Origin of the sequence: Paenibacillus xylanexedens (assembly GCF_007676705.1) — a bacterium.
GTDB classification, from domain to species: domain Bacteria; phylum Bacillota; class Bacilli; order Paenibacillales; family Paenibacillaceae; genus Paenibacillus; species Paenibacillus xylanexedens_C.
In genome coordinates this window covers 1,852,486-1,877,597 of sequence record NZ_VEBF01000001.1, presented here as the reverse complement: position 1 = coordinate 1,877,597, position 25,112 = coordinate 1,852,486, and the positions used below count along the sequence as shown (strand labels likewise).

General features: G+C 47.1%; 20 protein-coding genes. 10 read left to right on the top strand and 10 right to left on the bottom strand.

Annotated elements, in window-relative coordinates; genetic code table 11:
- Positions 1 to 183: 183 nt before the first annotated feature.
- Entirely contained in the window at positions 184 to 447 is a 264-nt protein-coding gene (locus FS628_RS08505) for a YqkE family protein (protein ID WP_036612099.1), read from the bottom strand.
- Positions 448 to 924: 477 nt separating this feature from the next.
- Positions 925 to 1,575 carry a peptidylprolyl isomerase gene (locus FS628_RS08500; protein WP_145320794.1) on the bottom strand — a complete coding sequence of 217 codons (651 nt, stop codon included), beginning with the start codon at positions 1,573 to 1,575 and terminating at the stop codon, positions 925 to 927.
- Positions 1,576 to 1,829: 254 nt separating this feature from the next.
- Here FS628_RS08500 and FS628_RS08495 point away from each other — a divergent pair, with 254 nt between their 5' ends.
- The gene (locus FS628_RS08495) at positions 1,830 to 3,044 is read left to right on the top strand and encodes an MFS transporter (protein WP_145320792.1); all 1,215 of its coding nucleotides are present in this window, start codon (positions 1,830 to 1,832) and stop codon (positions 3,042 to 3,044) included.
- Positions 3,045 to 3,130: 86 nt separating this feature from the next.
- On the opposite strand, the gene FS628_RS08490 is transcribed toward FS628_RS08495, so the two are convergent.
- The 3 genes from FS628_RS08490 to FS628_RS31320 form a co-directional block, all read right to left on the bottom strand.
- On the bottom strand, positions 3,131 to 3,328 hold the full coding sequence (locus FS628_RS08490) for a hypothetical protein (protein WP_145320790.1): 198 nt from the start codon (positions 3,326 to 3,328) through the stop codon (positions 3,131 to 3,133).
- A 39-nt stretch (positions 3,329 to 3,367) separates the two neighbouring features.
- On the bottom strand, positions 3,368 to 3,739 hold the full coding sequence (locus tag FS628_RS08485; protein WP_145320788.1) for a hypothetical protein: 372 nt from the start codon (positions 3,737 to 3,739) through the stop codon (positions 3,368 to 3,370).
- Positions 3,740 to 3,860: 121 nt separating this feature from the next.
- A complete protein-coding gene (locus FS628_RS31320) occupies positions 3,861 to 4,022 on the bottom strand; it encodes a hypothetical protein (RefSeq protein WP_167483752.1) in 162 nt (53 codons plus the stop codon).
- Positions 4,023 to 4,166: 144 nt separating this feature from the next.
- On the opposite strand from FS628_RS31320, the gene FS628_RS08480 reads away from it, so the two are divergent.
- Both FS628_RS08480 and FS628_RS08475 read left to right on the top strand, forming a co-directional pair.
- Positions 4,167 to 4,448 (top strand): hypothetical protein, encoded by a 282-nt coding sequence (locus FS628_RS08480; protein ID WP_145320786.1) that lies wholly within the window; start codon positions 4,167 to 4,169, stop codon positions 4,446 to 4,448.
- Between the two features lie 213 nt (positions 4,449 to 4,661).
- Positions 4,662 to 6,500: a sensor histidine kinase gene (locus FS628_RS08475; protein WP_260870960.1), complete on the top strand. Its 1,839-nt coding sequence runs from the start codon at positions 4,662 to 4,664 to the stop codon at positions 6,498 to 6,500.
- Between the two features lie 78 nt (positions 6,501 to 6,578).
- Here FS628_RS08475 and FS628_RS08470 read toward each other — a convergent pair whose 3' ends face one another.
- Positions 6,579 to 6,839 (bottom strand): NHLP leader peptide family RiPP precursor, encoded by a 261-nt coding sequence (locus FS628_RS08470; RefSeq protein WP_260870959.1) that lies wholly within the window; start codon positions 6,837 to 6,839, stop codon positions 6,579 to 6,581.
- 37 nt (positions 6,840 to 6,876) lie between these two features.
- Positions 6,877 to 7,824, bottom strand: a complete 948-nt coding sequence (locus tag FS628_RS08465) for a hypothetical protein (RefSeq protein WP_145320780.1) — start codon at positions 7,822 to 7,824, stop codon at positions 6,877 to 6,879.
- 412 nt (positions 7,825 to 8,236) lie between these two features.
- Between FS628_RS08465 and FS628_RS08460 the strand changes: the two genes are divergently transcribed.
- The gene (locus tag FS628_RS08460) at positions 8,237 to 8,974 is read left to right on the top strand and encodes a hypothetical protein (RefSeq protein WP_145320778.1); all 738 of its coding nucleotides are present in this window, start codon (positions 8,237 to 8,239) and stop codon (positions 8,972 to 8,974) included.
- A gap of 41 nt (positions 8,975 to 9,015) precedes the next feature.
- Here FS628_RS08460 and FS628_RS08455 read toward each other — a convergent pair whose 3' ends face one another.
- Positions 9,016 to 10,266, bottom strand: a complete 1,251-nt coding sequence (locus tag FS628_RS08455; RefSeq protein WP_145320776.1) for an acyltransferase — start codon at positions 10,264 to 10,266, stop codon at positions 9,016 to 9,018.
- Positions 10,267 to 10,410: 144 nt separating this feature from the next.
- Positions 10,411 to 11,400 carry an LCP family protein gene (locus tag FS628_RS08450; protein WP_145320774.1) on the bottom strand — a complete coding sequence of 330 codons (990 nt, stop codon included), beginning with the start codon at positions 11,398 to 11,400 and terminating at the stop codon, positions 10,411 to 10,413.
- Positions 11,401 to 11,583: 183 nt separating this feature from the next.
- Here FS628_RS08450 and FS628_RS08445 point away from each other — a divergent pair, with 183 nt between their 5' ends.
- The 5 genes from FS628_RS08445 (at position 11,584) to FS628_RS08425 (ending at position 22,326) form a co-directional block, all read left to right on the top strand.
- Entirely contained in the window at positions 11,584 to 12,135 is a 552-nt protein-coding gene (locus tag FS628_RS08445) for an undecaprenyl-diphosphatase (RefSeq protein WP_145320772.1), read from the top strand.
- 206 nt (positions 12,136 to 12,341) lie between these two features.
- Positions 12,342 to 14,078: a methyl-accepting chemotaxis protein gene (locus FS628_RS08440; RefSeq protein ID WP_260870958.1), complete on the top strand. Its 1,737-nt coding sequence runs from the start codon at positions 12,342 to 12,344 to the stop codon at positions 14,076 to 14,078.
- Positions 14,079 to 14,492: 414 nt separating this feature from the next.
- Complete coding sequence (locus FS628_RS08435; RefSeq protein ID WP_440131270.1) at positions 14,493 to 17,414, top strand: glycoside hydrolase family 9 protein; 2,922 nt, start codon at positions 14,493 to 14,495, stop codon at positions 17,412 to 17,414.
- A 273-nt stretch (positions 17,415 to 17,687) separates the two neighbouring features.
- Positions 17,688 to 20,963, top strand: a complete 3,276-nt coding sequence (locus FS628_RS08430; protein ID WP_145320770.1) for a glycoside hydrolase family 48 protein — start codon at positions 17,688 to 17,690, stop codon at positions 20,961 to 20,963.
- A 571-nt stretch (positions 20,964 to 21,534) separates the two neighbouring features.
- Positions 21,535 to 22,326, top strand: a complete 792-nt coding sequence (locus tag FS628_RS08425) for a C40 family peptidase (protein ID WP_145320768.1) — start codon at positions 21,535 to 21,537, stop codon at positions 22,324 to 22,326.
- A gap of 120 nt (positions 22,327 to 22,446) precedes the next feature.
- Here the strand turns inward: FS628_RS08425 and FS628_RS08420 are convergent, their stop codons facing one another.
- Positions 22,447 to 23,352 (bottom strand): ArsR/SmtB family transcription factor, encoded by a 906-nt coding sequence (locus tag FS628_RS08420; RefSeq protein ID WP_440131269.1) that lies wholly within the window; start codon positions 23,350 to 23,352, stop codon positions 22,447 to 22,449.
- A 182-nt stretch (positions 23,353 to 23,534) separates the two neighbouring features.
- Between FS628_RS08420 and arfA the strand changes: the two genes are divergently transcribed.
- Positions 23,535 to 25,040, top strand: a complete 1,506-nt coding sequence (gene arfA / locus FS628_RS08415; RefSeq protein ID WP_145320764.1) for an arabinosylfuranosidase ArfA — start codon at positions 23,535 to 23,537, stop codon at positions 25,038 to 25,040.
- The last annotated feature ends 72 nt before the right edge of the window (positions 25,041 to 25,112 follow it).

Here is a 25,112-nt window from a genome sequence, read left to right as displayed (position 1 = left end):
ATCGTTGTACGCTCTACTTCTAACATACCCGGCTCAAGACGCGTGAATCATATGTGTATATATCAAAAAGAACAGGACCGCAACGCGGCCCTGTTCTGGAACAGATCATCTTCATCATCTGTCTGCTGTGAACTTATTTTGGCATGTGAATGGTGGGAAACTCATTGAGGTCATGCCCGATACTTACTTATGTTTCTTCCAGTCCATTGCGCTGTTATTGAGCAAATATTCGAAATCGTTATCCCGGCGCTTCTGCTCCGCTTGGCGAGCTTCTTCTGCCTGCTGACGTTCCTGCTCTTTAAGAGCCGCTTCGGCAGCCTTGGCTTCATCCGCCTGAGCTTTCAGCTTCTCCAGCACATCACTGCTAAGCAGATCCTTCAGTGTTGTGGGTTTATCCTGTGCTACTGCTGCTTTGGGAGCAGGCGTGCGTTTTTTGGATTTTGCCATAGGAAAATCTCCTTTCCAAACATGAATCAGGTTCCATTTATCGTACAGTAGTCATAGTATATCAGGTTCCCGTAAAGCATTCCATGAATCTGCGGAACAAAAGCAGGAAAACGAGGGTTGCGTGACGAATGAAAACGGGTATAAAATCATATACTATTACCGATACTGCGACTATTCCCTGGAGAAAGGAGTCGTTGTTCGTGGAAGTAAACCGTGGTTTACTGAAAGGGCTTGCATGGGGCGTTGCCTTCAGCTGCCCGTTATGGATTGCGATTATCGGCTGGTTGCGTTTGATGGGATGGATGTATTGAGGATGATGCCGGAAGAGGTCATTTTTTATAAAGTCAATTATGTAACCGTTATCATTAAATAAAGCTCTGCCTTGCGACATTCGCATAGGACAGAGCTTTTGTTTGTTTGAACAGTTCAAAGCAAGCTTTGGGCCTTGGATTTTTATCCAATAGGTAGGGATGTTGATTAAGGCATTTTTACCGGCTCTGGATACTCCAGACCATGGGTATCTACCGTAACTTTTTTCATAACTTGATCGGTATCGGGTTTGTCTTTTATATTGCCTATTTTCTGAGCTGCAATACCATCAACGACTTCCATGCCTTCCGTTACTTTACCGAAGGAAGCATAGGCATTATCCAGATGATCCGCGTCAGCTAACATGATGAAGAACTGGGAGCCTGCCGAGTCCAAATTATCTGTACGCGCCATGGAAATAACTCCGCGAGTATGATTCAGGTGGTTTTTGTGACCGTTGGATGTAAATTCACCCTTAATCGTGTATCCCGGGCCGCCCGAACCTTTCCCATCTGGATCACCACCCTGAATCATGAAGCCCGGAATGACACGGTGAAAGATCAGGCCGTCATAGAAACCCTGATTCGCTAGTGAAATAAAATTGTTCACCGTATTGGGTGCAATTTCCGGATATAGCTCAATGACGATCTTCTGTCCATCTGCCATTTCAATAGTAGCTACCGGATTGGGACCTGTTGGTTCAACTGGAGCTGGTGTTTCCGTAGCCCCGCTCGAAGGGCGTCCACAACCACTAATGACGATAAGCAGCATCGCGAGTACCAGCGAAACTACTGTGTTTTTTTTCCACCGTAAAGACATGAAAATGTTCCCCCTTGCATCTCTGCATGATATATTTTCTCCAAATCTTATTTGGATATTTACCCAACTATCATACCGTTTTTGTGGACAGGATGGCAATGCAGTACATGTGGTTGTGGTGAACAAGGGATGGTCTTCATGGAATCATGGGTGTAAAATAAGGAAAATGCTTCCGCATCGGGGACGTACGGGTCTGTTCCGTCCGCTCCAATACACGGCAGTCCCGGCGTCAGTAACGGAAAGGACGTGTGGGCATGAACTTCTCGTGGAAGCGCAATTTGGTGATATTGTGGATTGGTGTATTTTTTTGCAGCACCGCTTATTCGATCTCGATTCCTTTTTTGCCCCTGTTTCTAAGTGCTGATCTGGGGGTTCGTGATCATTTGGAGTTATGGTCAGGATTGGCCTTCGGTATTACGTTTCTGGCGAGTGCTCTCGTGTCTCCTTTCTGGGGGTCACTGGCTGACAAATACGGACGTAAGCCCATGCTCATCCGGTCGGGATATAGTCTTGCCGTCTTGTATTTAATTAATTACTTCGTGCAGGACCCCTATTCACTGATTGTTGTTCGATTGTTCCAGGGTCTGCTTGCAGGGTTTGTTCCAGCAGCGATTGCCCTGGTAGGCACGAATACACCGGAAGAGAAGACAGGGTATGCACTGGGCATTATGTCTACTGCGGGAGCTACAGGTGGTATTATTGGACCGTTAATCGGTGGCGTGGTGAGCCACTATTATGGCAACCGGAATGCATTTTTGTTTTCGGCCATTGTGGTGCTGGTCTCTGCGATCATTGCAACCTTCTGGGTGAAAGAGGAAAACTTTAACCGGAACAAGGCACGTTCCCACGTCATGGATGATATACGTGAAGCGCGAGCGAATCGGTTGTTTATGACTGTGCTTGGCATGATGGGCATATGTACATTCTCGGTCATGATTCTGGAGCCATTATTGACGGTCTATGTGATGGAGATGGGTGTGCAACCTGATCGTGCCTCACTCAGCTCGGGTATTATTTTCTCGGCGGTAGGTGTAGCAACAGTCATCATGGCACCGCGCTGGGGCAAGATTGGTTCAAGGATTGGATATGGTAAAGTGCTGATCATTGGACTGGTTGGCGGGGCTGTAGGGAACCTTCTGCAGTTCTTCACAACAGGGTATATCGGATTTGGCATATTGCGGTTTGTGTATGGTTTATTTTTTGCAGCTGTATTTCCGGCAATTAACGCCATGATTGTGCAGGCTACCGCATCGAGTTTCAGGGGAAGGGCATTTAGCTTGAATCAGTCTGCTGCCCAAATTGGGACGATGGCGGGGCCGATCATTGGTGGTGTTCTCGGTGGTTGGCTGCCGATTCGCTGGATTTTTATCATTAACGGAGTTGCATTGTTAATCACTGCAATTGTAGCGAAGTGGTCTGGATTGGATCACAAGCTGCCTGGAACAGGTAAGGTTGCTGCAAAGCGGTGACGCTGAATTGCGTACAGAAAGTGGACTGAAGGGTAACGAAAAAAGATGACGCTGTGAAGTTACAGACGTCATCTTTTTTAAGTCTACTAGGGATGGTCATCCGAAGAGGGCCTACGGGAAGTCTTCTCTTTGGGAATGGCATGTTCAACAGCATCACGCTGATCCTCGTCCTCAAGCGCATCTGGAAAAGAATCTTCTGTGAAGAGCCCGAAGTCTGGATCAATATCCCGTTCCGTTACCAGATTATCCGGTTCGTGCTCATGCTCTTTGCGTTCATCTTTCATCGTGTATGCACCTCCTTGTTCAGGATGTCATTACAACTATTAGCGTCGTGGTGGAATGTCGTTCTCCGGTTTGGCGTCTGCACCAGCGCCATTGAGCAGATCCGTACCATGCAATGCATCTGGATCAGGTGCAGCAGGATCAACCGGGCTGTTCGGTTGCAGCAGATCTGCATCGGGTACGGATTCCAGCGGCGTCTCAGCCAAACGTGAATCCAATTCCGGCTCGTCCACAGCCGTTGCTGCTACCGGTGGCAGATTCGAATCTTCCGTGACAATCCGTCTGCCGGAAACCTCGTCAAATGTATCCATATCACCTTTCGGAACTTCCGTCTCTGGTGGAATATCGCGGGACCTCTGATAACGGTCGTAGTAGCGGTCACTTTCTTCGTTACTGATTGGTTTGTCAGACATGAGTAACACTTCCTTTCATTTTGAGTTGCCCAAAAGCTTATTACCCCGTAGTTACCCAAAGCGCTGTATTGTAATCTTGCAAAGGTTATTATCTCCGGGTGTCCACTACGATATGAATGCCTTAGAATTTGGGAAATACATACTTGACCAAGAAGTATAAAAATCCAAAAAAGATAATGATATACGCGGCATATTTAATAAATGTGGAAGCGACCTTACTTGAATCCGATTTATGCTGGACATCCTTATGTTCTACCTCAACTGTACGATGTGGCTCATTCATTGAAATCATCTCCTTAGGGTGTGTGATTGCTTTGAGAAACCATTACACCCGAAGGAAAGGATTGAATCGCAGCGACCGTTTTTGCAGCTTTTCATGTTTTGCCTATGTTATGATGAAGCATGAATATGTAAGGGAGGGATTCATGTGGACTGGTTCACATTGGGCAATATGATCACACGTATTCGTATCGGGCAAAAGGCGTCCACACCCGGGTTCTCCCGTACCGTTATCCGTCGTCCGGATGGTTTGTTTTGGGTAGGCGGTATATGGTCTGGACAAGTTGTCCAGCTGCGTGATTTCCTTTTTTTCGATATATGGACCATCTATGATGATGAGGAAACAGAGCAGTGGCTTGAATTCCGCAGTCAAGTTGAACAAAAAGAACGTGAAATGATAGTGAATCAGTTCGAAGATCTCCGCGATTAACCGGATGATTTTAACAATAAAATGGAAATAAGACTATAAATCGACTTAAATGTGAAATTTCATTTTATCTCAAGAAGGTGACGTGACAAAGTGTGGCGAATGATAGATGAGAGATTCTAATATAAGGAAAATAAACACTTTGAGGTGCTGTGAATGAAAAATGTGCCCAAAGCTATCATCATCTTATGGATGAGTGTAATGATTATTCTATGCATGCCGCATGGGATAGTTTTTGCAACTACAGGAGAGGTTCAGCAGCCTGTATCCATTACAGGATGGGAAGTAAAGTGGGGGAATGTTGACGATCAAGGGTTCATCAGTGAGGTTAAGGGAGCAGACGAGATATGGGAAAAGCAAGGCGTCGATAAGTTAGAGTACAGCAATACAGATCGATCGAGTTCCTTATGGACTCGCCTGACCATCCCTGAATTGAGTGAGGAAAGCTCAGCCATTCGATTTGAGAACATCAAAGGCAATCATATTGTTATCTATCTGGAGTACCGCAAGGTCTACGAGAACTACCATTACAATTATGATAATAATGCTGTGTTGCTGCCCTTATCCAACGAAAATTCAGGTGACACGCTCTATGTATGGTCGCAAAATGAAAAAGGCCGTCTGGGCGTACAAGGCACCATTCAGGTTGGGCCTTATGTCATGTTACAGGAGAAATATATTCATAATGGGCTTATTGATGTAATCTTGGGCGCGACCTTTGTCTTCACAGCCCTTACGATGCTGAGTTGTACGTTCTTTCTAGGCAAATTCCACAAGGGATTGTGGATCTCACTATGCATCGTGATGGGGTCCATCGGCACGATGATCATCACGTACTCGCAATTTTTGTATACGTTCTATCAGGTGAATGGTGACCTGTATTCCGTAGTCTTTGATCTGGCAATGCTGTTGGGTATGCCAGCGCTCTGTTATTTCTTCGAACAGATTATAGGGCCAGGACTGCATGGAATCTTCACCAAACTGCGAAAAATACTATTCATATATTCAGTTGTCGCCGTATTCTCTCTATTTATCTATGTTATTTCAGGCGGGCAATGGGATGTGCTCTACAATCTGCTCGTACAGCGTGTAGTTGGCATGGTGCTGGTCATTCTGCTGACGATCCTGTTAGTGGGCACTATCGCCAAAGCGCTACAACGAAACCGGGAAGCGATGCTGCTTGCGACAGGATTCGGTACATTTGCCCTGATTAGTGTGGCTGAACTGTTATGGTACTATCAGCGGAATGGTTCGTATCATCTGTTATGGTGGAAATGGTCGATGGTTGCATTTGTGATCTCGTTAATTGCCATTCTCGGAAGTCGCTTTGCCGAAAAACATACCAAAGTTCTAGAGTACTCCAAGGAACTGGAATTATTTAACAATGAGTTGCAGCGATCCGAGAAGATGGAGATTATTAGTGAACTGGCTGCTTCCGTTGCCCATGAAGTGCGTAATCCGCTTCAGGTGACAAGAGGGTTCTTGCAGCTTATGACAGAACAGGAAGATAACAAAAATAAGGGATATGTTCGAATTGCACTGGAGGAACTTGATCGGGCTTCCGGCATCATAACGGACTTTCTTACCTTTGCCAAACCTGAGTTTGACCATATCATCTCGCTCAATATCTCGGATGAATTCAATCATATTGAAGGTATTCTTGTACCGATGGCTAATCTGGAGGGTGGCAAGATCACAACGGACATTCCGCCAGATCTGTATATTCGGGGCAATTCCTCGAAGTTCAAACAGGCTTTTATCAATATTATCAAGAACAGTATCGAAGCCCTGCAAGGACAAGGCCAGATTGATATCTGGGCGTATAAGCAGGATGGGATCATCAAAGTGCATGTCAGGGATAACGGAGAAGGGATGGACGAGGAAGCACTCTCCCGGTTGGGCGAGCCTTATTTCTCCAATAAAATTAAAGGCACAGGTCTGGGCATGATGGTTACTTTTCGAATTGTAGAAGCGATGCAAGGGCAGATCAGTTTTACAAGCACCAAAGGGGTAGGAACAGAAGCGGTTGTATCTTTTGCCGAGTTCGTCGAATGACGAACTCACAGAAGGATACAGCGGCTTTTTTTTGTTCCTACCCCTGACTTCTTGCACTACAAAGTTAACTTACCCGATTTAGCTTCTCCAAGGTCCACAATTCACATCATAATTTACCTTGGAAGGATTGGGAGGTATGACAAGAACATAGTCATTCTGCTGTTCCTCAACGGTACGTACCTTAATGTGTTCCGGGATTACGATGCCGAATGCTTCACGAAGCGCTTGCTTCGGATTGGAGTGCAATTGTTGTCTGAAGTGCTCGTCGCTCCAAGCCTTTTCAATAATATCCTCATGCAACGTTTTCTCTGATACCATCATCGTCAACATTCCCTTCATATTTAAAATTAAACCGAATCAGCTTCATCCCTGATGCTCAGGATTCCAGCTGTTGATCGCTGATCCAGTAATGAAACCCGCCTTGGAGGAGCCTTTTTTTTCGTTGTGTAATCTCCTGAACAGCTTGTACCAAAGTGCTGCATAAATAAGAATTGAACGCTTCAAGGTGCGATATGCCCAAGTTAGAAGATGTTAATGTACGATTATAGTGATTAGCAATGTCTACGTATGAGTTCATGAGTTGTGTATTGTATACATTGTCATGTATACGTTCACTTAGAGGATGATCTGGATAGTTATGATTCAGTGCTGCGGATATGTGGGAGAGGTAGCTGTTGTAGTTTCCATGCACAGCATCTTGTTGCGTGTCTGTGAAGTCATCAGTCATCTGGAGTGTCATGAGTGTAATGTTGATGGCAGAGCACACCGGGTTCATCTGGTCTGATTGTTCCAGCAGAAGGAGTGCACCAGTAGCGCCAATGAGCAGAGGGGCAGCTTTCTGCGCAATCAGCAAGGGATTATGTTGAAAATAGTCAATGAAATGCTCACCCGTAACGCTAACAGCCCAATCCACGACGTATTGTCTGAAATAGATCCAAAATGTGGAGGTGGGTTCGAATAACTCCGAGTAGGATTGAAGTGCATCCATGTAGTATAGATTACCCAGGGATAACTTCCGTGTGGCATTCTCAGGCTGTTCATCCATCACATCGTCCTGATTCAGGAAATATAACATGTGAATGAGGCAGGCTGTACTCAATTGGTGTGCGTGCTCACGGGATAGTCCATCCGAATGTTGCATCCAGAGTGGAATGATATACCCGATATAACTGTGCCCCGAATCTCGTAACAGGGGATTGACCGAATGGAGTTGTTCCAATCCATATCCTGATAGGGGCTCGGGATATTTTCGTACGAGTTCTTCCGCTGAAGCGAACACGGCCTCCAGATCGGATCTAAACGGATCTAACCATTCTCTTCGCATCGTTACATATCGTCCTTCCTGCGACTAAGGTAAATCCAGGACTGTTCAACTATATTAGTTGAATTAATCATTTACATGATTACGGAGAGGACAGAAAGAACCTGAAAAAGCGAAGCGTTCGCCTTTATCACCGGATTTTTCCCTTGAGAAAAGGGAATCAAAAAAATCTGGGGATAACAGCGATTGGAAGGTTGTTCTGTCAGCGTAGTGTCAGTGTAAATAATATGTAGTTCAACTGATATAGATCATGAAGTTACATTCAGTATAGCGGAAACGAACTGAAAAAAATAGGATTTTTTGTGATCATTTGTGAGAAAAATGATGACTTTTTGTATTTTATGGCATAAAAAAGTGGATTTTAGGCTCAAACTAGGAAGGCACAGGATTTCGACATTGGAAAGGCGGCAGAAAAATGCAAATGAAATGGAAAACATGGATGGCAGCCGGATTGGCAGCCGTAGTTATAACAGCAACAACAGGGCATGTGTCATTCGCTGATCCAGCCGTTCGGGCTGAGGAACATGAGGATGGGTCTAAAGCTTCTTCTTCCGGCAAACAAGCGAAGCCATGCGTGCAGGCAGGACATGGCCTGTTTATGATTGGTGAAACGGCAGACTTGCTTGGGATTGGGCTTAGGGATCTAAAAGAACAGATGGAACTGGGCAAGACATTGTCTCAAATTGCCAAAGATCGTAAGGGACTCAGTGAGGAACAGTTGTTGCAGAAGTTAAAGCCTACACTTGCGCAGCGTCTGGATCAAGCTGTAGATGAGGGTTGTCTCACCAAGGAACAAGCAGCAGCTACGAAGGCAGACATGGATACCAAGTTGAAAAAAGTCATCAATACCCCGCTTCGTGATTTGCGGCGTGAGTTTGCTCACCATGGCAAACGTCCCATGGTAGATAAGGGAGCCATTGCCCGGTTCATTGGAGTCACACCTGCTCAACTGCACGAGCAGCTTCAGGGAGGAAAATCCTTGGCTGAGATTGCTCAGGCAAAAGGCATTAGTGAAACGCAGCTGGTGGACAAGCTGAAGGAACAATTGACGGGTGATCTGAAGAGGTTTGTGAATCAGAAGGGCAACGCACATCCAGCCCCAGGTTCCCAGGAGCCTGTCCCTGGAAGATCCACTTCGACTGAAGTGAAATAAAAGAAGAGCGTCTCCATAAGGGGGACGCTCTTCTTGCTTCATCATGTCTCACTCGTTCCCCGACTGCGGATGGGAATAGGTGATGGGCTTGGCTGTGTGGAATTTCTCTTGTCCGCCGTAACAGATGGATTAGGTCTGGTGCTTGATTTGCGCATTAACCCTACCGTGAAGCGGGAGCCAGGAAGCTTGGACAGCGCCCAACTGATCGCAAGAGCCATAACAACCGTTACAAGGAACGAGAGCAAGGTTATCGGCAGATGCCATCCACTGAGTTGAAGCGGTCTGGTGACGTAAGCGATCGCGTAGATCACCAGTGCATGAACCAGATATCCACCAAATGAGTAGCGGCCTATCCAGGATAAAAGGTGCTGAAACTTCGTGTCTTTGCCTTGCATTAGTACAAGGAAACCGTAGAACATAAGCATCTGAGCCATAATGATCAGGAATGTGGTCGGCTTCAGATAGGTCGAGATATTCAGATTAACAACATCCCCGGACCCGCGCAGCACATCGTATCCAAGCCAAATATACATGCCTATGAACAGACAGATCGTCCAAGGCAGGATCTTGGTAGTCAGGCTCCGCCAGTTATCCACTGACCATGCACACACGGCACCCAGCAAAAAGTAGAACCAGTACATGATCCATGAATAGGATCGATATTGCAGTAACGTTGACCAAGGCTCAGACAGTAATTCTGTCCAACCACCCATATTATAGTAGGACCATTTCATAAGCAGGGCATACAACGCTGCTGCAAGAAGAATGAGCCCCATCATGACTTGCATGGGCGTGAAACGTGAGGCGTTCTGGATACGTCTCTGAATGGCTTTCGCTCCTGCCAAAAACAGGGGGAACAAGATATAGAACTGAAACACCATAATGACAAACCAGAGATGATATCCCGTCTGCGGGAAGAACAGTTCACGAATTAGACTGCGAAAATCGGGTATGCCTGCAGACCAGAACGCGGGGGTGAAGATACGGACAGCAAGCCAGTAGATCAGTGTCCATACGACAAATGGCATATAAATATCACCAAATCGTTTCCGAATGAAGCGAGGATAATCCGGTTTGGTGCTACGATGATGGTAAAACAACATTACACCCGATAGAAATACAAACGTTGGCGTACCGAACCGGGTCAGATGATAAATCATGGTCAGCATAATGGAATCCGGTTGTTCAATATCGGCGCGATAGATATATTCAGCGATAGTATGCTGCATAACGATCGCCAGAAAAGCAATGCCTCGAAGCGCGGTCCATTCCGCTATGCGTGGTTTTTTCACATGTAGTCCTCCCTCCAGGAACCGGAGTTCATCATATAAGGGTACCTGTTAAACATTAAGGCTGCATTAAATGGAGAAAATAGGTACTAAAAAAGACGGCTTCGGCCGTCTTTTCTGTTGATATATCACTCAGGCATATCTTGTTCAATCAATGCTCCATTGGGTCTCCGAGGACAAGGTATCTTCTTCAAACAGTTTCTGAATGTAGGACTGGAGTTTCGTTACATCGACACCCAGTACCTGTGCTGAGCCCACGAGTTCATTGGTGAGCAGCTTGTTCGGGGGAATCTGCTGCTGATCGATATCGTTCACATGGATATCGAAGCCAAGTGATGCGAGTTTTAACATCTGGGTTGGACTAAGGTCCGTCTCAATATAGGGAGCGATGGCTTCCAGGATATCCGGGATTTTGAAGAGCGATGTGGTGCTCTGCGTTTTCTTGGCCAGTTCGGTCATGAAGATCCGCTGCCGTTCGGTGCGTGTGAAATCCGAGGTGGCATCATGACGGAACCGAACATATTGCAGGGCGGTCTTGCCGTCCATATGTTGCAGACCTTTTTTCAAGTCAATGTCGTACATATGTTTATCTGCTTTACTGGTGTAGTACATGTCTTTCTCCACGTCGATTTCAATGCCGCCTACAGCATCAACGAGTGCCATGAAGCCCGTAAAGTCCGTGTAGACATAATGCTGAATGGGAATACCGAGCAGATCACTGACGGTTTGTTTGGTCAGCTCCGCACCCCCGTAGGAAAAGGCTGCATTAAGCCTGCTCTTGCCATGCCCGGGAATTGCAACATAGGTATCTCGCAGTACAGAGAATAGATGCGCTTTCTTGGTGACCGGATCAATGGAAGCCACCATGACAGAGTCCGAACGCCCTGCATCATCGCCTCTGGAGTCTCCACCAAGTAACAGAATGTTCACCCGTTCTTGGCCCTCCCACCTGGGGATCGTTGTAGTCGGTTTGTCTGAATCGCTGTCTGTGCCGGAAGAGGACGAGTTGGATGAAGTCCCGGAAGGAGTGGAGATGCTATTGGCAAAATGAACAATCGAATATCCGTAATAGACAATGACACCTGTAACTGCAAGTGCCAAGGTCAGGGCTGTACCCCATAACCATTTTTTTAGCATAATCTTCACCTTTCTATGATTGAACTGATATGTAACCCAAACTAGTTTAACAAAAAGAAAGAAAAATGTCCTCTTTGATTTCGTAACTTCGGTCAAATGGCAGATTGTTTGACAAATAGTTAGTGTATATTTATTATGTAAAAAATAATCTTGTTTTGTGTAAGGGGGGGATGAAAAGGCGGTATGAATCAATCAATATTTAATTGGATTAATCAGTTTGCAGACCGAATTCCATTTCTGGACTGGTTTATGATTACATCATCCGAGTATGCAGTCTGGATTATGATAGCACTGCTCGTTATCGTATGGTTTCTCGGCGATCCATCGAAACAGCGAATTGTTTTCTATGCATGTGTGGCTTCCATTGTAGCGCTAGTTCTGGCCAAATGGGGGATATCACCAGCGGTCGGTCATCCAAGACCTTTTGTGGAAGGGACTGTACATCAGCTGGTTGCCCATGTACCTGATCCTTCTTTTCCAAGTAAGCATGCTTCCTTTGTATTTGCTCTAGCGGCTGCTTCATTCTTTATTGGACGTCGCTTCGGGTTATGGATGCTGTTACTCGCTGTGTTGACAGGGGTGTCTCGTGTATATGTTGGTGTGCATTATCCTGGAGATATCCTGGGAGGATTCATTCTCGGAAGTCTGCTTAGTGTAGTTCTGATTACAACCCGCAATTATACCAAGTCGATTCCAGACTTCTTCATTAACATACACCGACGTGTTTTCCGATAGAATCTGAATGTGATGTCTAGTGAAGTAGTGATAGTTTCGTTTAATGAAAGAAGTCTCTTATCTCTGGTTCTGCCAAAGATGGGAGACTTCTTTTGCGTTATATTCGAAGTTACATGAAATTTCTAGAAATTGAATTCTAGCATCTACAATTCATGACGATAGGTGACGATATACTATAAATATGTATTATTTGAGGAGTGGGACACATGGAAGACACGCGGGGAAACAGGTTGGGGAAATTGAAGTTAACGATTCGAGGCAAGTTACTGACTGGTTTTCTCATAGTCGTGGCTCTGTTAATTATTGTAAGCAGCTATGCGCTAATTCAGATCCATGAAATGTCAGGCAAGGCCAATGATGTAGATCAGACTTGGATGCCGAGTGTAAGCCTCCTGGGCTTGATGAATGGCGATGTTTCGGATGTAGAGCGGTTGGCGCTGGCGATTATCGTTGAACAAGACGAAGAAGAAAATGTCAAGGTGAATGAAGCGTTAAAGTTGCTCCTCACGAAGATTGAGGATGAGCGTAAAAAGTTGCTTACATACATTGAGAGCAATGATGAAGCGATGAAGCTCTACAATGATTTCAGTACGAATTATGATGCTTATCTGGAGAAAATGCCTACATTCATAGAATTCGGTATGGCAAATAACTATGAAGAAGCAAGTAGACTGCACACTGAAGCCTACCCAATGTGGTACACAGCAAACGACTCTATCACCAAGTTAATCACTTTAGGTAATGAAGGATCGGACGCGGCAACAAATGAATCGGTTGAGATGGCGGAGAATACATTTAATGTGATTTTGGCAGTGACGATTTTTGCATTCCTGATCGCCGTGTTCATTGCATTCTTCATTGCAAGCATCATCTCACGTCCAATCAAAAAGATGAATGAAGCAGCCATGGCCATTGCCAATGGCGATCTGACGGGTGAGACGATTGTACTGAAGAACAAGGATGAATTGGGAACACTGGCAGCTTCCTTCAATACCATGAGTGGTAATTTGCGCTCGATGATTGAATCGGTATCAGTAACCTCTGAGCAGGTAGCGGCTTCATCGGAAGAGCTTCTTGCAAGTGCCGAGCAGAATACTCAAGCCTCGGAACAGATTTCTGAAACGGTTGAGGAACTGGCTGTGGGCACGTCGGATCAGGTGGATATTGTGAAGCGATCTTCACAGGCGATGAATGAGATGGCTCTCGGATCAGAACAGATTGCCGAGCTTGCTCAGAGTGTATCGGTATCGGCTGTAGATGCGGCGAATCAATCTTCTGAAGGAAACATGATTATCCAACAAGCGGTTGAACAGATGGGTTCTGTTCGCAATTCCATTGCTTCGCTGACAGAGCTGGTTACAGGGCTGGGGGAACGTTCAGCAGAGATTGGCACGATTACCGAGGTGATCAACAACATTGCCCGGCAGACCAATCTGCTTGCATTGAATGCAGCCATTGAAGCCGCACGAGCAGGAGAGCATGGACGTGGTTTCGCCGTAGTTGCGGGAGAAGTGCGGAAGCTGGCTGAAGAATCTTCCACATCTGCGCAAAGAATTACGGATCTTGTTCAATTGATTCAGAAAGATACGGATCATGCCGTGCAGGCCGTCAAAGTGAACAGCAGTGAGACGGAAGCCGGAATCGAGATGGTTACTGCGGCAGGACAAGCGTTCGAACAGATCTCGGATGCAGTCAACAAGGTAGCGGGTGAGATTCAGGAAGTATCTGCTGGTTCAGAGGAAATGTCTGCGAGTACAACTGAGGTTGTAGGGTATGTGAGTCAGATCTCCAACATTGCCGGAGAAGCAGCAGGCGGAGTGCATAATGTATCTGCCGCAACTCAGCAGCAGCTGGCTTCAATGGAAGAGATTGCATCATCCGCAGGTTCACTATCCAAGATGGCGGAAGAATTGCAGGAGCAAATTAACAAATTCAAAGTATAACCAATGAAACGTCCTGACACATTATGATGTGCAGGAACACACAGGCTGGATGGTCAGAAATGCCATTCAGTTTGGGATTGGTTATAGCCTAAACAAAAAGCTGCTTCTCTAACGCGCATATGCGTCAGAGGAGCAGCTTTTTTTTGTCGCATGATGCCGAGCAGGTCACAACAATGTTATTTTAGAAGTCACCAACGCTTATATTGCAAGTTAAACAAAAGACTATAATGGTAATTAATGGTGGAAGTTACACGGAGTTACACCATGGGGAGGAGCGGGTTCAATTCGCAGTCCAGAGGAATGCATACGAAACACTTATGAAGAGGAGATGAATAGTTGATCATGAAGGGGAGCTGGTGGAGACGAGTCGCCATGATTGCGTTATCGACAGGACTACTGGCAGGGAGTTTATCGATGGGTACAGGAATTCGTAAGGCGGATGCGGCCGCCGGAAACCAGAACTATGCTGAAGCACTGCAAAAGGCCATCTATTTCTATGAGGCGCAGCGTTCGGGTCCATTGCCAGAGAGCAATCGGGTCGAATGGCGCGGCGATTCGGGTATGCAGGATGGGGCGGATGTAGGCGTTGATCTGACCGGGGGATGGTATGATGCCGGAGATCATGTGAAATTTGGATTACCCATGGCTTATTCTGCGACCATGCTTGCCTGGTCCGTCGTGGAATACCGGGAAGGCTATGAGCAGGCAGGACAGCTGGAAGAGATTATGGATAATATCAAGTGGGCCACAGACTACTTTATGAAAGCGCATACGAAACCAAATGAATTATGGGGACAAGTCGGAGCCGGGAATGTGGATCACGCCTGGTGGGGCCCGGCTGAAGTAATGCAGATGAACCGTCCTGCATTTAAGATTGATGCTTCCTGTCCAGGCAGCGATCTTGCGGGAGAAACTGCCGCATCACTTGCAGCTGCCTCCATTGTATTTGCCGATGATGATCCTGAGTATTCTGCGAAGCTGCTCCAACATGCGAAGGAATTGTATCACTTTGCAGATACATATCGGGGGAAGTACTCCGATTGTATCACTGATGCACAATCATTCTATAACTCGTGGTCCGGATACTATGATGAGCTGGCATGGGGTGGGGCATGGCTTTATTTAGCCACTAATGATAGCGCTTACTTGTCCAAAGCCATTGCGGCCACCAATCAGTGGTCTTCCAGTGGAGGTGCTGCCAATTGGCCTTATACCTGGACACAAGGCTGGGATACCAAAAACTATGGTGCCCAGATTTTGCTGGCGCGTATTACGTCCAGTCTGAACATGCCAGAAGCCGCGAGGTTTATTCAATCTACCGAGCGTAACCTGGATTATTGGTCTGTTGGGACGAATGGACAGAGAGTCAGATACACACCGGGAGGTCTGGCGTGGCTGGATCAATGGGGTTCGCTCCGATATGCAGCGAATGCGTCTTTTATCTCGTTTGTGTATTCCGATTGGGTCAGTGACCCTGTGAAAAAAGCAAGATATCAGGATTTTGCCGTCTCACAAATGGACTATATTCTAGGCGATAACCCGCGTCAGAGCAGTTATGTTGTCGGATACGGGCAAAATGCACCCCAACATCCGCATCATCGGACTGCTCACGGTTCATGGCTGAATAACGAAGATATCCCGGCTAACCATCGCCACGTTCTGTACGGTGCCATGGTCGGTGGACCAGACGCATCGGATGGCTATACCGATGATATCGGAGATTATGTGAGCAATGAGGTGGCGACCGATTACAATGCTGGCTTTACAGGTGCACTGGCGAAGATGAATCTGTTGTATGGGCAGAATCATCAGCCCCTTTCGAACTTTCCTGCACCTGAGGTGAAGGGTGATGAGTTCTTTGTTGAGGCTGCCATCAAATCATCGGGTTCCAATTATACGGAAATCAGGGCACAACTTAATAATCGTTCCGCTTGGCCTGCTCGAATGGGGGATCAATTGTCCTTCAGGTATTTCCTTGATCTGAGTGAAGTGTATGCTGCCGGACGTACTGTCTCGGACGTGCAGGTTACGACCTCCTATACGGAGGGAGCGACAGTGTCCCAACCGGTTGTAGTGAATGCGGCTGACTACATCTATGCGATCACTGCAAATTTCAGCAATACGAAGATTTATCCAGGTGGGGAAGGGAATTATCGCAAAGAAGTACAGTTCCGTATTACCGGCCCGCAGGGGGCATGGAATGCAAGCAATGATCACTCGTCCCAGACGCTGACCACAGGCAATCCTGTGAAGAGCGTGTACCTTCCAGTCTATGATGCAGGGGTAAAGGTGTATGGACAGGAGCCTGATGTTACGCCGGTCACAGTTCCGGGCATACCTGCTGGTGTGCAGGCTATAGCCGGAAGCAATCAGGTTAACCTGACCTGGGCAGCTGTATCCGGGGCCGAATCATACACGGTGAAGCGTTCCGAGGTGAGCGGAGGACCGTACACATCTGTCGCAACAGGTGTGAATGGACTGTCCTATACGAACACGGGACTTGTGAATGGCAAGACCTATTATTATGTCGTGACTGCTGTGAATTCAGCTGGGGAGTCGGCAGGTTCTGTGCAGGTGTCGGCTACACCGCAAGCAGTAACGACAGTTCCGGGGGCACTGACTTTAAGTGGGACAGCTGGCAATGCACAGTCGGTCCTCAACTGGACAGCAGCTTCGGGCGCTACTAGTTACAAGGTGCAACGTTCGGCTGCAGGCGGAGCATATGCGGATGTGGCAACCGGATTGTCTGTGCTGACTTATACGGATACAACAGCTGTGAATGGCACCACGTACAATTACCGGATTGCAGCAGTAAATGCGAATGGACAGACACTTTCCAATGTCCTGGCCCTAACGCCTTCTGCACCTCCGGTGACTAGCGACACACTTGAAGTGCAGTACCGCAGTGTAGGGTCCAGTAATTCAAGTAATGCGCTAACCCCGCAGTTCAACGTGAAGAATACGGGAACACAGCCGATTGATCTCAGTACCATAAAGATCCGTTATTACTTCACCAAGGATGGCACGGAGAATATGACCTTCTGGTGCGATTATGCCCAGGTTGGCGCAGCTAATATAGAAGGGACATTTGGCACAGTAAGTCCGGCGAAGGGTACAGCTGACACGTATCTGGAGATTAGCTTCAAGTCGGGGGCGGGCAGTTTGGCCGCTGGAGCAGAGACCGGCGTGATCCAGGGACGCTTTTCCAAAACAAATTGGAGCAATTTCGATCAAGGTAACGACTATTCCTATGATGCATCCAAGACGGCTCTTACCGCTTGGAACAAGGTAACCGGGTATCAGGGAAACACCAAAGTATGGGGCTTGGAGCCGTAACTGACGGAATGTCGGAAGCCGAAAAATCAGCATGGGCAGACCAACAGCGTTTATAGAGGTTGTTCAAAAAGTTCGCTTTTGATTACGAAGAATGCCTAGTGGCATCATCAGCATCGAATATGGAATTCAGCCGAAATGTCCGTTGCTCACGTAGTTTTCCCTACGCTGCGCTACTCCATTTCTAGCTTCATCCCATCTTCTCGGTACTGAAAATCGCTCTTTTTGAACACGCACTTATATGCAATTTCCACTATTCCAGGGAGGTATATATCAATGTTGAAATCAGCTGCGAAAAAAAGTTTAACAGCCATGCTGGCGGGAACCGTCATATTGACCGGATACACCGGTCTCTGGGCAGGACCGCAAACGGCACATGCCGCCGATCAGGCCATCGAGATTCAGTCAGACAGCATTAATGAAGCCCGGTTTTTGCAATTGTACGATCAGTTGAAAGATCCGGCGAACGGATATTTTTCTCCAGAGGGCATTCCGTATCATTCCATTGAAACACTGCTCAGCGAGGCTCCGGATCATGGGCATATGACGACTTCCGAGGCTTACAGTTACTGGTTATGGCTGGAGACGATGTATGGGCACTATACGGGGGATTGGTCCCAATTGGAAGCGGCATGGGACAGCATGGAAAAATACATTATCCCGGTCAATGAAGGCGATGGCAAGGAAGAGCAGCCTACCATGAGTTTTTACAATCCGAATAGCCCTGCCACGTATGCAGCCGAGAAACCTTTCCCGGATCAATATCCGTCAGCCATTAATGGACAATATGCAGCAGGAAAGGACCCGCTTGATGCGGAATTCAAGGCCGCTTATGGCAACAATCAGACCTACCTAATGCACTGGTTAGTGGATGTGGATAATTGGTACGGATATGGAAACCTGTTGAATCCATCCCATACTGCTGCCTATGTGAATACGTTCCAACGTGGGGAGCAGGAGTCCGTGTGGGAAGCCATTCCGCATCCTTCCCAGGATAATAAAACATTTGGAAAGCCAAACGAAGGATTCATGAGCCTGTTTACGAAAGAAACGCAGGCACCATCAGCGCAGTGGCGTTATACGAACGCAACGGATGCCGATGCACGTGCAGTACAAGTGCTGTATTGGGCGAAGGAGATGGGATACACCAATACGGCGTATCTGGATAAGGCGAAGAAGATGGGTGACTATCTGCGTTATGGAATGCACGACAAGTACTTCCAGAAGATCGGCAGTGCGAAGAATGGTACGCCAACGCCGGGTACAGGTAAAGATTCAAACATGTATCTCATGGCCTGGTATACGTCATGGGGCGGTGGCTTGGGTCAAGGTGGGGATTGGGCTTGGCGGATTGGTGCGAGTCATACCCATCAGGCCTATCAGAATCCGGTCGCGGCATATGCACTGTCTGATCCGGCAGGTGGCTTGATTCCAAAATCAGCTACAGCCAAGGCAGACTGGAATGCATCATTGAAGCGTCAATTGGAGTTCTACACATGGTTGCAATCCCATGAAGGAGCGATTGGCGGAGGTGCAACGAACAGCCTGGACGGTTCATACAAAGCCTATCCGGCTGGGGTAAGTACCTTCTATGACATGGCTTATCAGGAGGCACCTGTGTATCGTGATCCGGATTCCAACACCTGGTTTGGATTCCAGGCATGGTCGCTGGAACGTGTAGCCGAGATGTATTATATTCTCGCCGAGAGTGGAGATCTGAGTTCCGAGAACTTCCAGATGGCCAAAAAAGTCATTACCAAATGGATCGACTGGTCCAAGGATTATGTATTTGTAGATGAGCGTCCGGTCACGGATGCCCAAGGGTACTATCTGAACGCGGCAGGTCAACGTATTCTTGGCGGTACCAATGCCCAGGTAGCAACAACTTCAGCCCCGGGAGAGTTCTGGATTCCAGGCAGTCAGGAGTGGCAAGGCCAACCGGACAAATGGAATGGTTTCAGTTCCTTTACGGAAAATCCAAACTTCCGTGTGGTAACGAAAGATCCTGCGCAGGACACAGGGGTACTGGGAAGTTACATTAAAGCGCTGACCTTCTTTGCCGCAGGAACTCAGGCAGAGAATGGAACGCTCAGTGCCAAAGGACAGGAAGCGAAAGATCTGGCCGAGACACTACTGGATACGGCTTGGGATTACAATGATGGCGTGGGGATTGTAACGGAAGAAGTACGTAAGGACTACTTCCGCTTCTTCGCGAAAGAGATCTACATCCCGGCAAACTGGTCAGGAACCTTCGGTCAGGGTAACACGATTCCAGGTACAGCTGGTGTACCTTCCGATCCGGCGAAAGGTGGCAATGGCGTCTACATTGGATACTCTGACCTGCGTCCAGCCATCAAACAAGACCCGGCATGGGCTTACCTGGATAATCTGTACAAAACGTCTTATAACCCGACCACGAAGCAGTGGGAAAATGGTGCTCCAACCTTTACGTATCACCGTTTCTGGTCACAGGTGGATATGGCTACAGCGTATGGAGAGTATGATCGTCTCCTCGGAGATCCCGATAGTCCGGAAGTGGAAGTGCCCGCTGCTCCCGTTGGCGTAACAGCAACTGGAGGAAGTGAGCAAGTGGTTCTCAATTGGAACGCAACCCCTGGAGCAGCCTCGTATACCGTGAAACGTGCAGAAGTGAACGGTGGCCCTTATACGTCTGTAGCGACAGGAGTCACAGGATCGACATTCACGGACACAGGCTTGACCAACGGCACAACGTATTATTATGTCATCACTGCGGTGAATGCCGTAGGTGAGTCTGCTCCGTCAACACAGGCATCAGCAACACCGCTGGCAGGTATCGTTGTGCCAGGCGCGCTCACTCTTACAGGAACGGCTGGTAATGCTCAGGCGGTACTGACATGGACAGCATCGACTGGAGCAGCGACTTACAAAGTACAACGTTCGGTGGGTAGCGGGGCATATGCTGATCTGGCAACAGGTTTGACCGCACTGACGTATACCGATCCTACGGCGGTGAATGGTACGGCTTACAATTACAGAGTCGTAGCGATGAATACGAGTGGTCAGACGATATCCAATGTATTGGTGCTAACACCATTGGTCCCTCCAGTCACAACGGGCACGCTTGAAGTGCAGTATCGCAGTGGTGGTTCAGGAACTTCGGGCAATGCGATTACTCCGCAGTTCAATGTGAAGAATACAGGTACAACGGCTGTGGACTTGAGCAAAGTGAAGATCCGGTATTATTTTACGAAGGACAGTGCCGCTGATCTGACCTTCTGGTGTGATTATGCACAGATTGGCAGCGGTAATGTGGAAGGACATTTTGTTTCGGTAGATCCGGCCAAGGGCACGGCAGATACCTATCTGGAGATTGGATTCAAACCGGGTGCTGGCAGCTTGGCTGCGGGTGCCGAGACCGGAGTCATCCAGGGACGTTTCTCCAAAAACAACTGGACTACTTTTGACCAAACGAACGATTATTCCTTTGATTCCACCAATACGGCCTTCAGTGCCTGGACTAAAGTGACAGCGTATCAGGATGGCGCCAAGGTATGGGGAATTGAACCTTAAAAACCTGTTCGAAGAGCTGTAGGGTAATGATATTAATGAGGCAGGCTAGCCGGGGAGAAATCCCTGGCTTTTTCTTATTTTGTGAAAATACTTCAAATTTGAATGGTTATAACCGAAGAATATAACTTCATCAAGCAACAATGTAATTCGAAATAATGTCACGGACACCGCTGGTATATCGATCAGTATCGAGGGTGGAAGCAAAAATGTGAATACGTGGAACCGTAATCGGTAAATAAAACATAGTAATATTTACCATATTTGCGATTATAAACATTAAAACCTAGGTCATATGGCGCATGTCCTGGATGAGAAACGACCTAACTCCTGTAGCGTGGAAAAATGAAGCACATCAAATAGTTACAATAATTTAACCTTTGAAAAAGAAGGAATCAGCAGTGAATTTTGCCAGCAGATGATGGACAGACCCTGATACTTAGTGCTCAAGTGTGCCTATATCAATACAGGACTTTCGACTGATGAACGTTATGGATAGCCCGTTTACAATGGGGCAAGCCGGGGAGAACCATGCCAGGTTAAAATTCTGTAACATCAGGGGGAACTCGACATCATGAACTGGAAGAAAACCATTATAACGGCAAGTGTCACAGCAACGATGCTGATGGGAAGTCTGACGACAGGAGCACTAACGGCACAGGTATCAGCAGCTGCTGTTGACAATTCACAAGTAAAAGTAATCTGGGGCGTTAACCTTCGCACATCACCTACTTCTTCTGCGAAGATTGTTCGTATGGTCGCTAAAGGGGAAACGGTAACAGTGCTTCAGCAATCCGGTTCGGATTGGTATAAAATTAAGGATTCTGCTAATCGGACAGGCTACATATCTTCTTCATCCAAATACACACAAGCAGTGAGTGGCAGCACAAGTGGATCAGGTTCGAGTGGTACAACGGTAACCGGTAATGCAGCTGTGGAGAAAGTGATTGCTGCAGGGATGAAATATTGGGGTACACCTTATGAATTCGGAGCCAGTCGCAGCAGCACAGCGACGTTTGACTGTTCCAGCTTTGTGCGTCAAGCCTTCATCGATGCATTGGGCATCAAACTTCCAGCGGATTCCCGCAAACAGGGAGCCTATGTAAAAGCGAAGGGTTCGGTTCAGACGAATTGGAAAAACCTGAAACGTGGAGATCTGATGTATTTCATGTCTTATAAAGGCAGCTCTGCATCATCGTATTCGGGCGTGAATAAATCTAGCGCAACCATTACACACACAGGGATTTACCTGGGCGACGGAAAAGTATTACACACATATTCCAACGCAGGCGGTGGTGTAACAACTAGTGATATCTCCGGCAAACACTGGGAGTATCGCTTCCTGTTTGGTGGCAGTGCACTGTAGGTTAGAACAAGAATCTTTTTAGATATTCTACACATGTTCATATGCATAATTAAACACCTTCCATATGCCTTTAAAAGGCGAGTGGAAGGTGTTTTTGTGTTATTTGTTATTCCGATGGACTCAATCCTGATAGTGCAGTCGGAACAGGATATCCTGATTGTAGTTGCCGAATCCCTCACCGTATAAGGTAAGACCGCCTACATGCTGAGCATCTTCTTCCACCGAAAGACGAAGGGTCCACTGGTTGCGTTCCACCGGGATATCTGCGAGTGTAATTTCGGATAGATGTTGTCCATCGATAAACGTACCTTCATTCGTAATTCGCAGCACCTTGAGCATGCCATATTGATTAATACTGTCACTCCACCATTCCGGGGTGAACATGCCGCGTCCGTTGCCTGAATCTCCAGGGCTTGTCCATTCCCCCAATCGGATGCCATTAAGCATAAATGTAATATCCGAGGGCCAATTCGGATTCACCGAAGGGGCTTCTGATCCAATCTCCAGAGATAATTCAATGGCATTGATCTGCTGTCCGGATAAGATATAGTTTGGAATTTTGTACTCCACAAATCCACGGCCAAACCACAGAATATGGGCATGCATCCGCTCGGGGTCTAGAAAATAACGAGGGTCATCGTACTGTCCAATGACCTGAGTGGATGTAGCCAGACCACATGTCGGATAGACGTCAAAGTGAGTATAGTGTCCCACAGGGACGGAAACCTCGTGCAGCTTGCGGGCTGTCCCGCTTTCCTGGGGCATGGAGATGCCAATCCAATCTACAGCAAGACTGTTCATTTTATGGGTGCCGCCGTCTTTGCGTATCATTTTGGACTGGATAATGCCCACATCCTGAAGTTTGCGGACATGCATGGTCACGATGGCACTACTCAGACCCAGTGAAGCAGCGAGGTCCTTCACATTCATGGGTGTCTCTGCAACCAGGCGGATGATCTGTAAACGGACTTCACTGGCGAGTGCTTCATATAGGGGGAGCCATTCGGCATCGGTATTTGCTCTAATCACAATTGTTCCTCCAATTTTCGTGTATAGAATTAAGTTAAACATAAATCCAGTAAAAATAATAACATTTTGCAAAGTTCCTGTTGAAATTAAGGCTATAATCGATTTTAATATAAATATGAACGTTGATCCATAGAATATCAATTAATTTTTATATTAATCTAAGGGAGTTGAAATTCTTTATGGAAAAAGCAAAAATGACGGTAGACAAGGATTTTACAATTGGCGTAATTGATAAGCGTTTATACGGTTCGTTCATTGAGCATCTCGGACGTGCCGTGTACGGTGGAATATATGAGCCAGGACATCCATCGGCGAACGAACAGGGTTTTCGCACAGATGTGCTGGAGATGGTCAAGGAGCTTCAAGTACCGATTGTACGTTACCCTGGGGGTAACTTTGTATCCGGTTACAATTGGGAAGATTCGGTTGGACCTGTGTCTGAGCGCAAACGCAGACTTGAACTGGCTTGGAGAACGATTGAAACCAATGAATTTGGCTTCAACGAATTCGTGGATTGGGCGAAACAGGCCAATTCCGAAGTGATGATGGCTGTCAATCTGGGAACACGGGGTACGGATGCAGCTCGTAATATTGTGGAATACAGCAACCATCCGGAAGGTTCATATTATAGTGATCTTCGAATCAAGCATGGTTATAAAGAGCCTCATGCGATCAAAACATGGTGTCTGGGCAACGAGATGGATGGCCCTTGGCAGATTGGTCACAAAACGGCAGAAGAGTATGGACGGTTAGCGGTTGAAGCGGCAAAGGTCATGAAGTGGACGGACCCGACGATTGAGCTGGTAGCCTGCGGAAGTTCGAACCTGAACATGCCATCGTTCCCGGAATGGGAAGCAACGGTACTGGATCATACGTATGATCACGTGGAGTATCTGTCGCTGCATCAGTATTACGGCAATCAAGAGCAAGATACGCCAACGTTCCTCGCACGCTCGCTTGAAATGGATCGTTTTATCGATACGGTGAAGGCGACCTGTGATTATATCAAAGCGAAGAAGCGCAGCAAGAAGACGATGTATCTGTCCTTTGACGAGTGGAATGTATGGTATCACTCCAATGAAAATGATTCGAAGATGGACCCATGGCAGATTGCTCCGCCACAGCTTGAGGATATCTACAATCACGAGGATGCACTGCTTGTCGGCTGTATGCTTATCAGTATGCTGAAACATGCGGATCGGGTCAAAATGGCATGTCTGGCACAACTCGTTAACGTGATTGCACCGATCATGACAGATACGGGCGGTGGTTCATGGAGACAGACGATCTTCTATCCATTCATGCATACGTCTCTCTTCGGACGTGGAACAGCATTGGTGCCATTGATCCAGTCTCCGAAATACGATACAAAACAAATCACAGATGTACCTTATCTGGAAGCTATTGCAGTGCATAACGAAGAGCAGGGTGAAGTGACTGTATTTGCAGTCAACCGCCATCTGGAAGAATCCCTTCCGCTCGAAGTGGACCTGCGCAGCTTCGGGAAGTGTACCGTGATCGAGCACATCGTGCTGGAAAGTGATGATCTCAAAGCATCTAATACGGCAGCACAACCGAATCGTGTGGCTCCTCATAATCGTGGGGGTGCAGTCATCTCCGATACCCTGATTACGGCGAGCTTGGCGAAAGCATCATGGAACGTGATTCGTTTGAAAGTCCAGTAATGGATCAGCGTACTTCTGGAATCAAAAAAAGCTGGGTGCGAGTTCATCGCATCCAGCTTTTTTTGTCATGTG

Excerpts from the sequence above, each read along its gene's own strand:
- FS628_RS08505 (WP_036612099.1), bottom strand. The coding sequence starts at position 447 with ATGGCAAAATCCAAAAAACGCACGCCTGCTCCCAAAGCAGCAGTAGCA.
- FS628_RS08500 (WP_145320794.1), bottom strand. The coding sequence starts at position 1,575 with ATGTCTTTACGGTGGAAAAAAAACACAGTAGTTTCGCTGGTACTCGCG.
- FS628_RS08495 (WP_145320792.1), top strand. The coding sequence starts at position 1,830 with ATGAACTTCTCGTGGAAGCGCAATTTGGTGATATTGTGGATTGGTGTA.
- FS628_RS08490 (WP_145320790.1), bottom strand. The coding sequence starts at position 3,328 with ATGAAAGATGAACGCAAAGAGCATGAGCACGAACCGGATAATCTGGTA.
- FS628_RS08485 (WP_145320788.1), bottom strand. The coding sequence starts at position 3,739 with ATGTCTGACAAACCAATCAGTAACGAAGAAAGTGACCGCTACTACGAC.
- FS628_RS31320 (WP_167483752.1), bottom strand. The coding sequence starts at position 4,022 with ATGAATGAGCCACATCGTACAGTTGAGGTAGAACATAAGGATGTCCAG.
- FS628_RS08475 (WP_260870960.1), top strand. The coding sequence starts at position 4,662 with ATGCCGCATGGGATAGTTTTTGCAACTACAGGAGAGGTTCAGCAGCCT.
- FS628_RS08470 (WP_260870959.1), bottom strand. The coding sequence starts at position 6,839 with ATGAAGGGAATGTTGACGATGATGGTATCAGAGAAAACGTTGCATGAG.
- FS628_RS08465 (WP_145320780.1), bottom strand. The coding sequence starts at position 7,824 with ATGCGAAGAGAATGGTTAGATCCGTTTAGATCCGATCTGGAGGCCGTG.
- FS628_RS08460 (WP_145320778.1), top strand. The coding sequence starts at position 8,237 with ATGCAAATGAAATGGAAAACATGGATGGCAGCCGGATTGGCAGCCGTA.
- FS628_RS08450 (WP_145320774.1), bottom strand. The coding sequence starts at position 11,400 with ATGCTAAAAAAATGGTTATGGGGTACAGCCCTGACCTTGGCACTTGCA.
- FS628_RS08445 (WP_145320772.1), top strand. The coding sequence starts at position 11,584 with ATGAATCAATCAATATTTAATTGGATTAATCAGTTTGCAGACCGAATT.
- FS628_RS08440 (WP_260870958.1), top strand. The coding sequence starts at position 12,342 with ATGGAAGACACGCGGGGAAACAGGTTGGGGAAATTGAAGTTAACGATT.
- FS628_RS08435 (WP_440131270.1), top strand. The coding sequence starts at position 14,493 with ATGGGTACAGGAATTCGTAAGGCGGATGCGGCCGCCGGAAACCAGAAC.
- FS628_RS08430 (WP_145320770.1), top strand. The coding sequence starts at position 17,688 with ATGTTGAAATCAGCTGCGAAAAAAAGTTTAACAGCCATGCTGGCGGGA.
- FS628_RS08425 (WP_145320768.1), top strand. The coding sequence starts at position 21,535 with ATGAACTGGAAGAAAACCATTATAACGGCAAGTGTCACAGCAACGATG.
- arfA (WP_145320764.1), top strand. The coding sequence starts at position 23,535 with ATGGAAAAAGCAAAAATGACGGTAGACAAGGATTTTACAATTGGCGTA.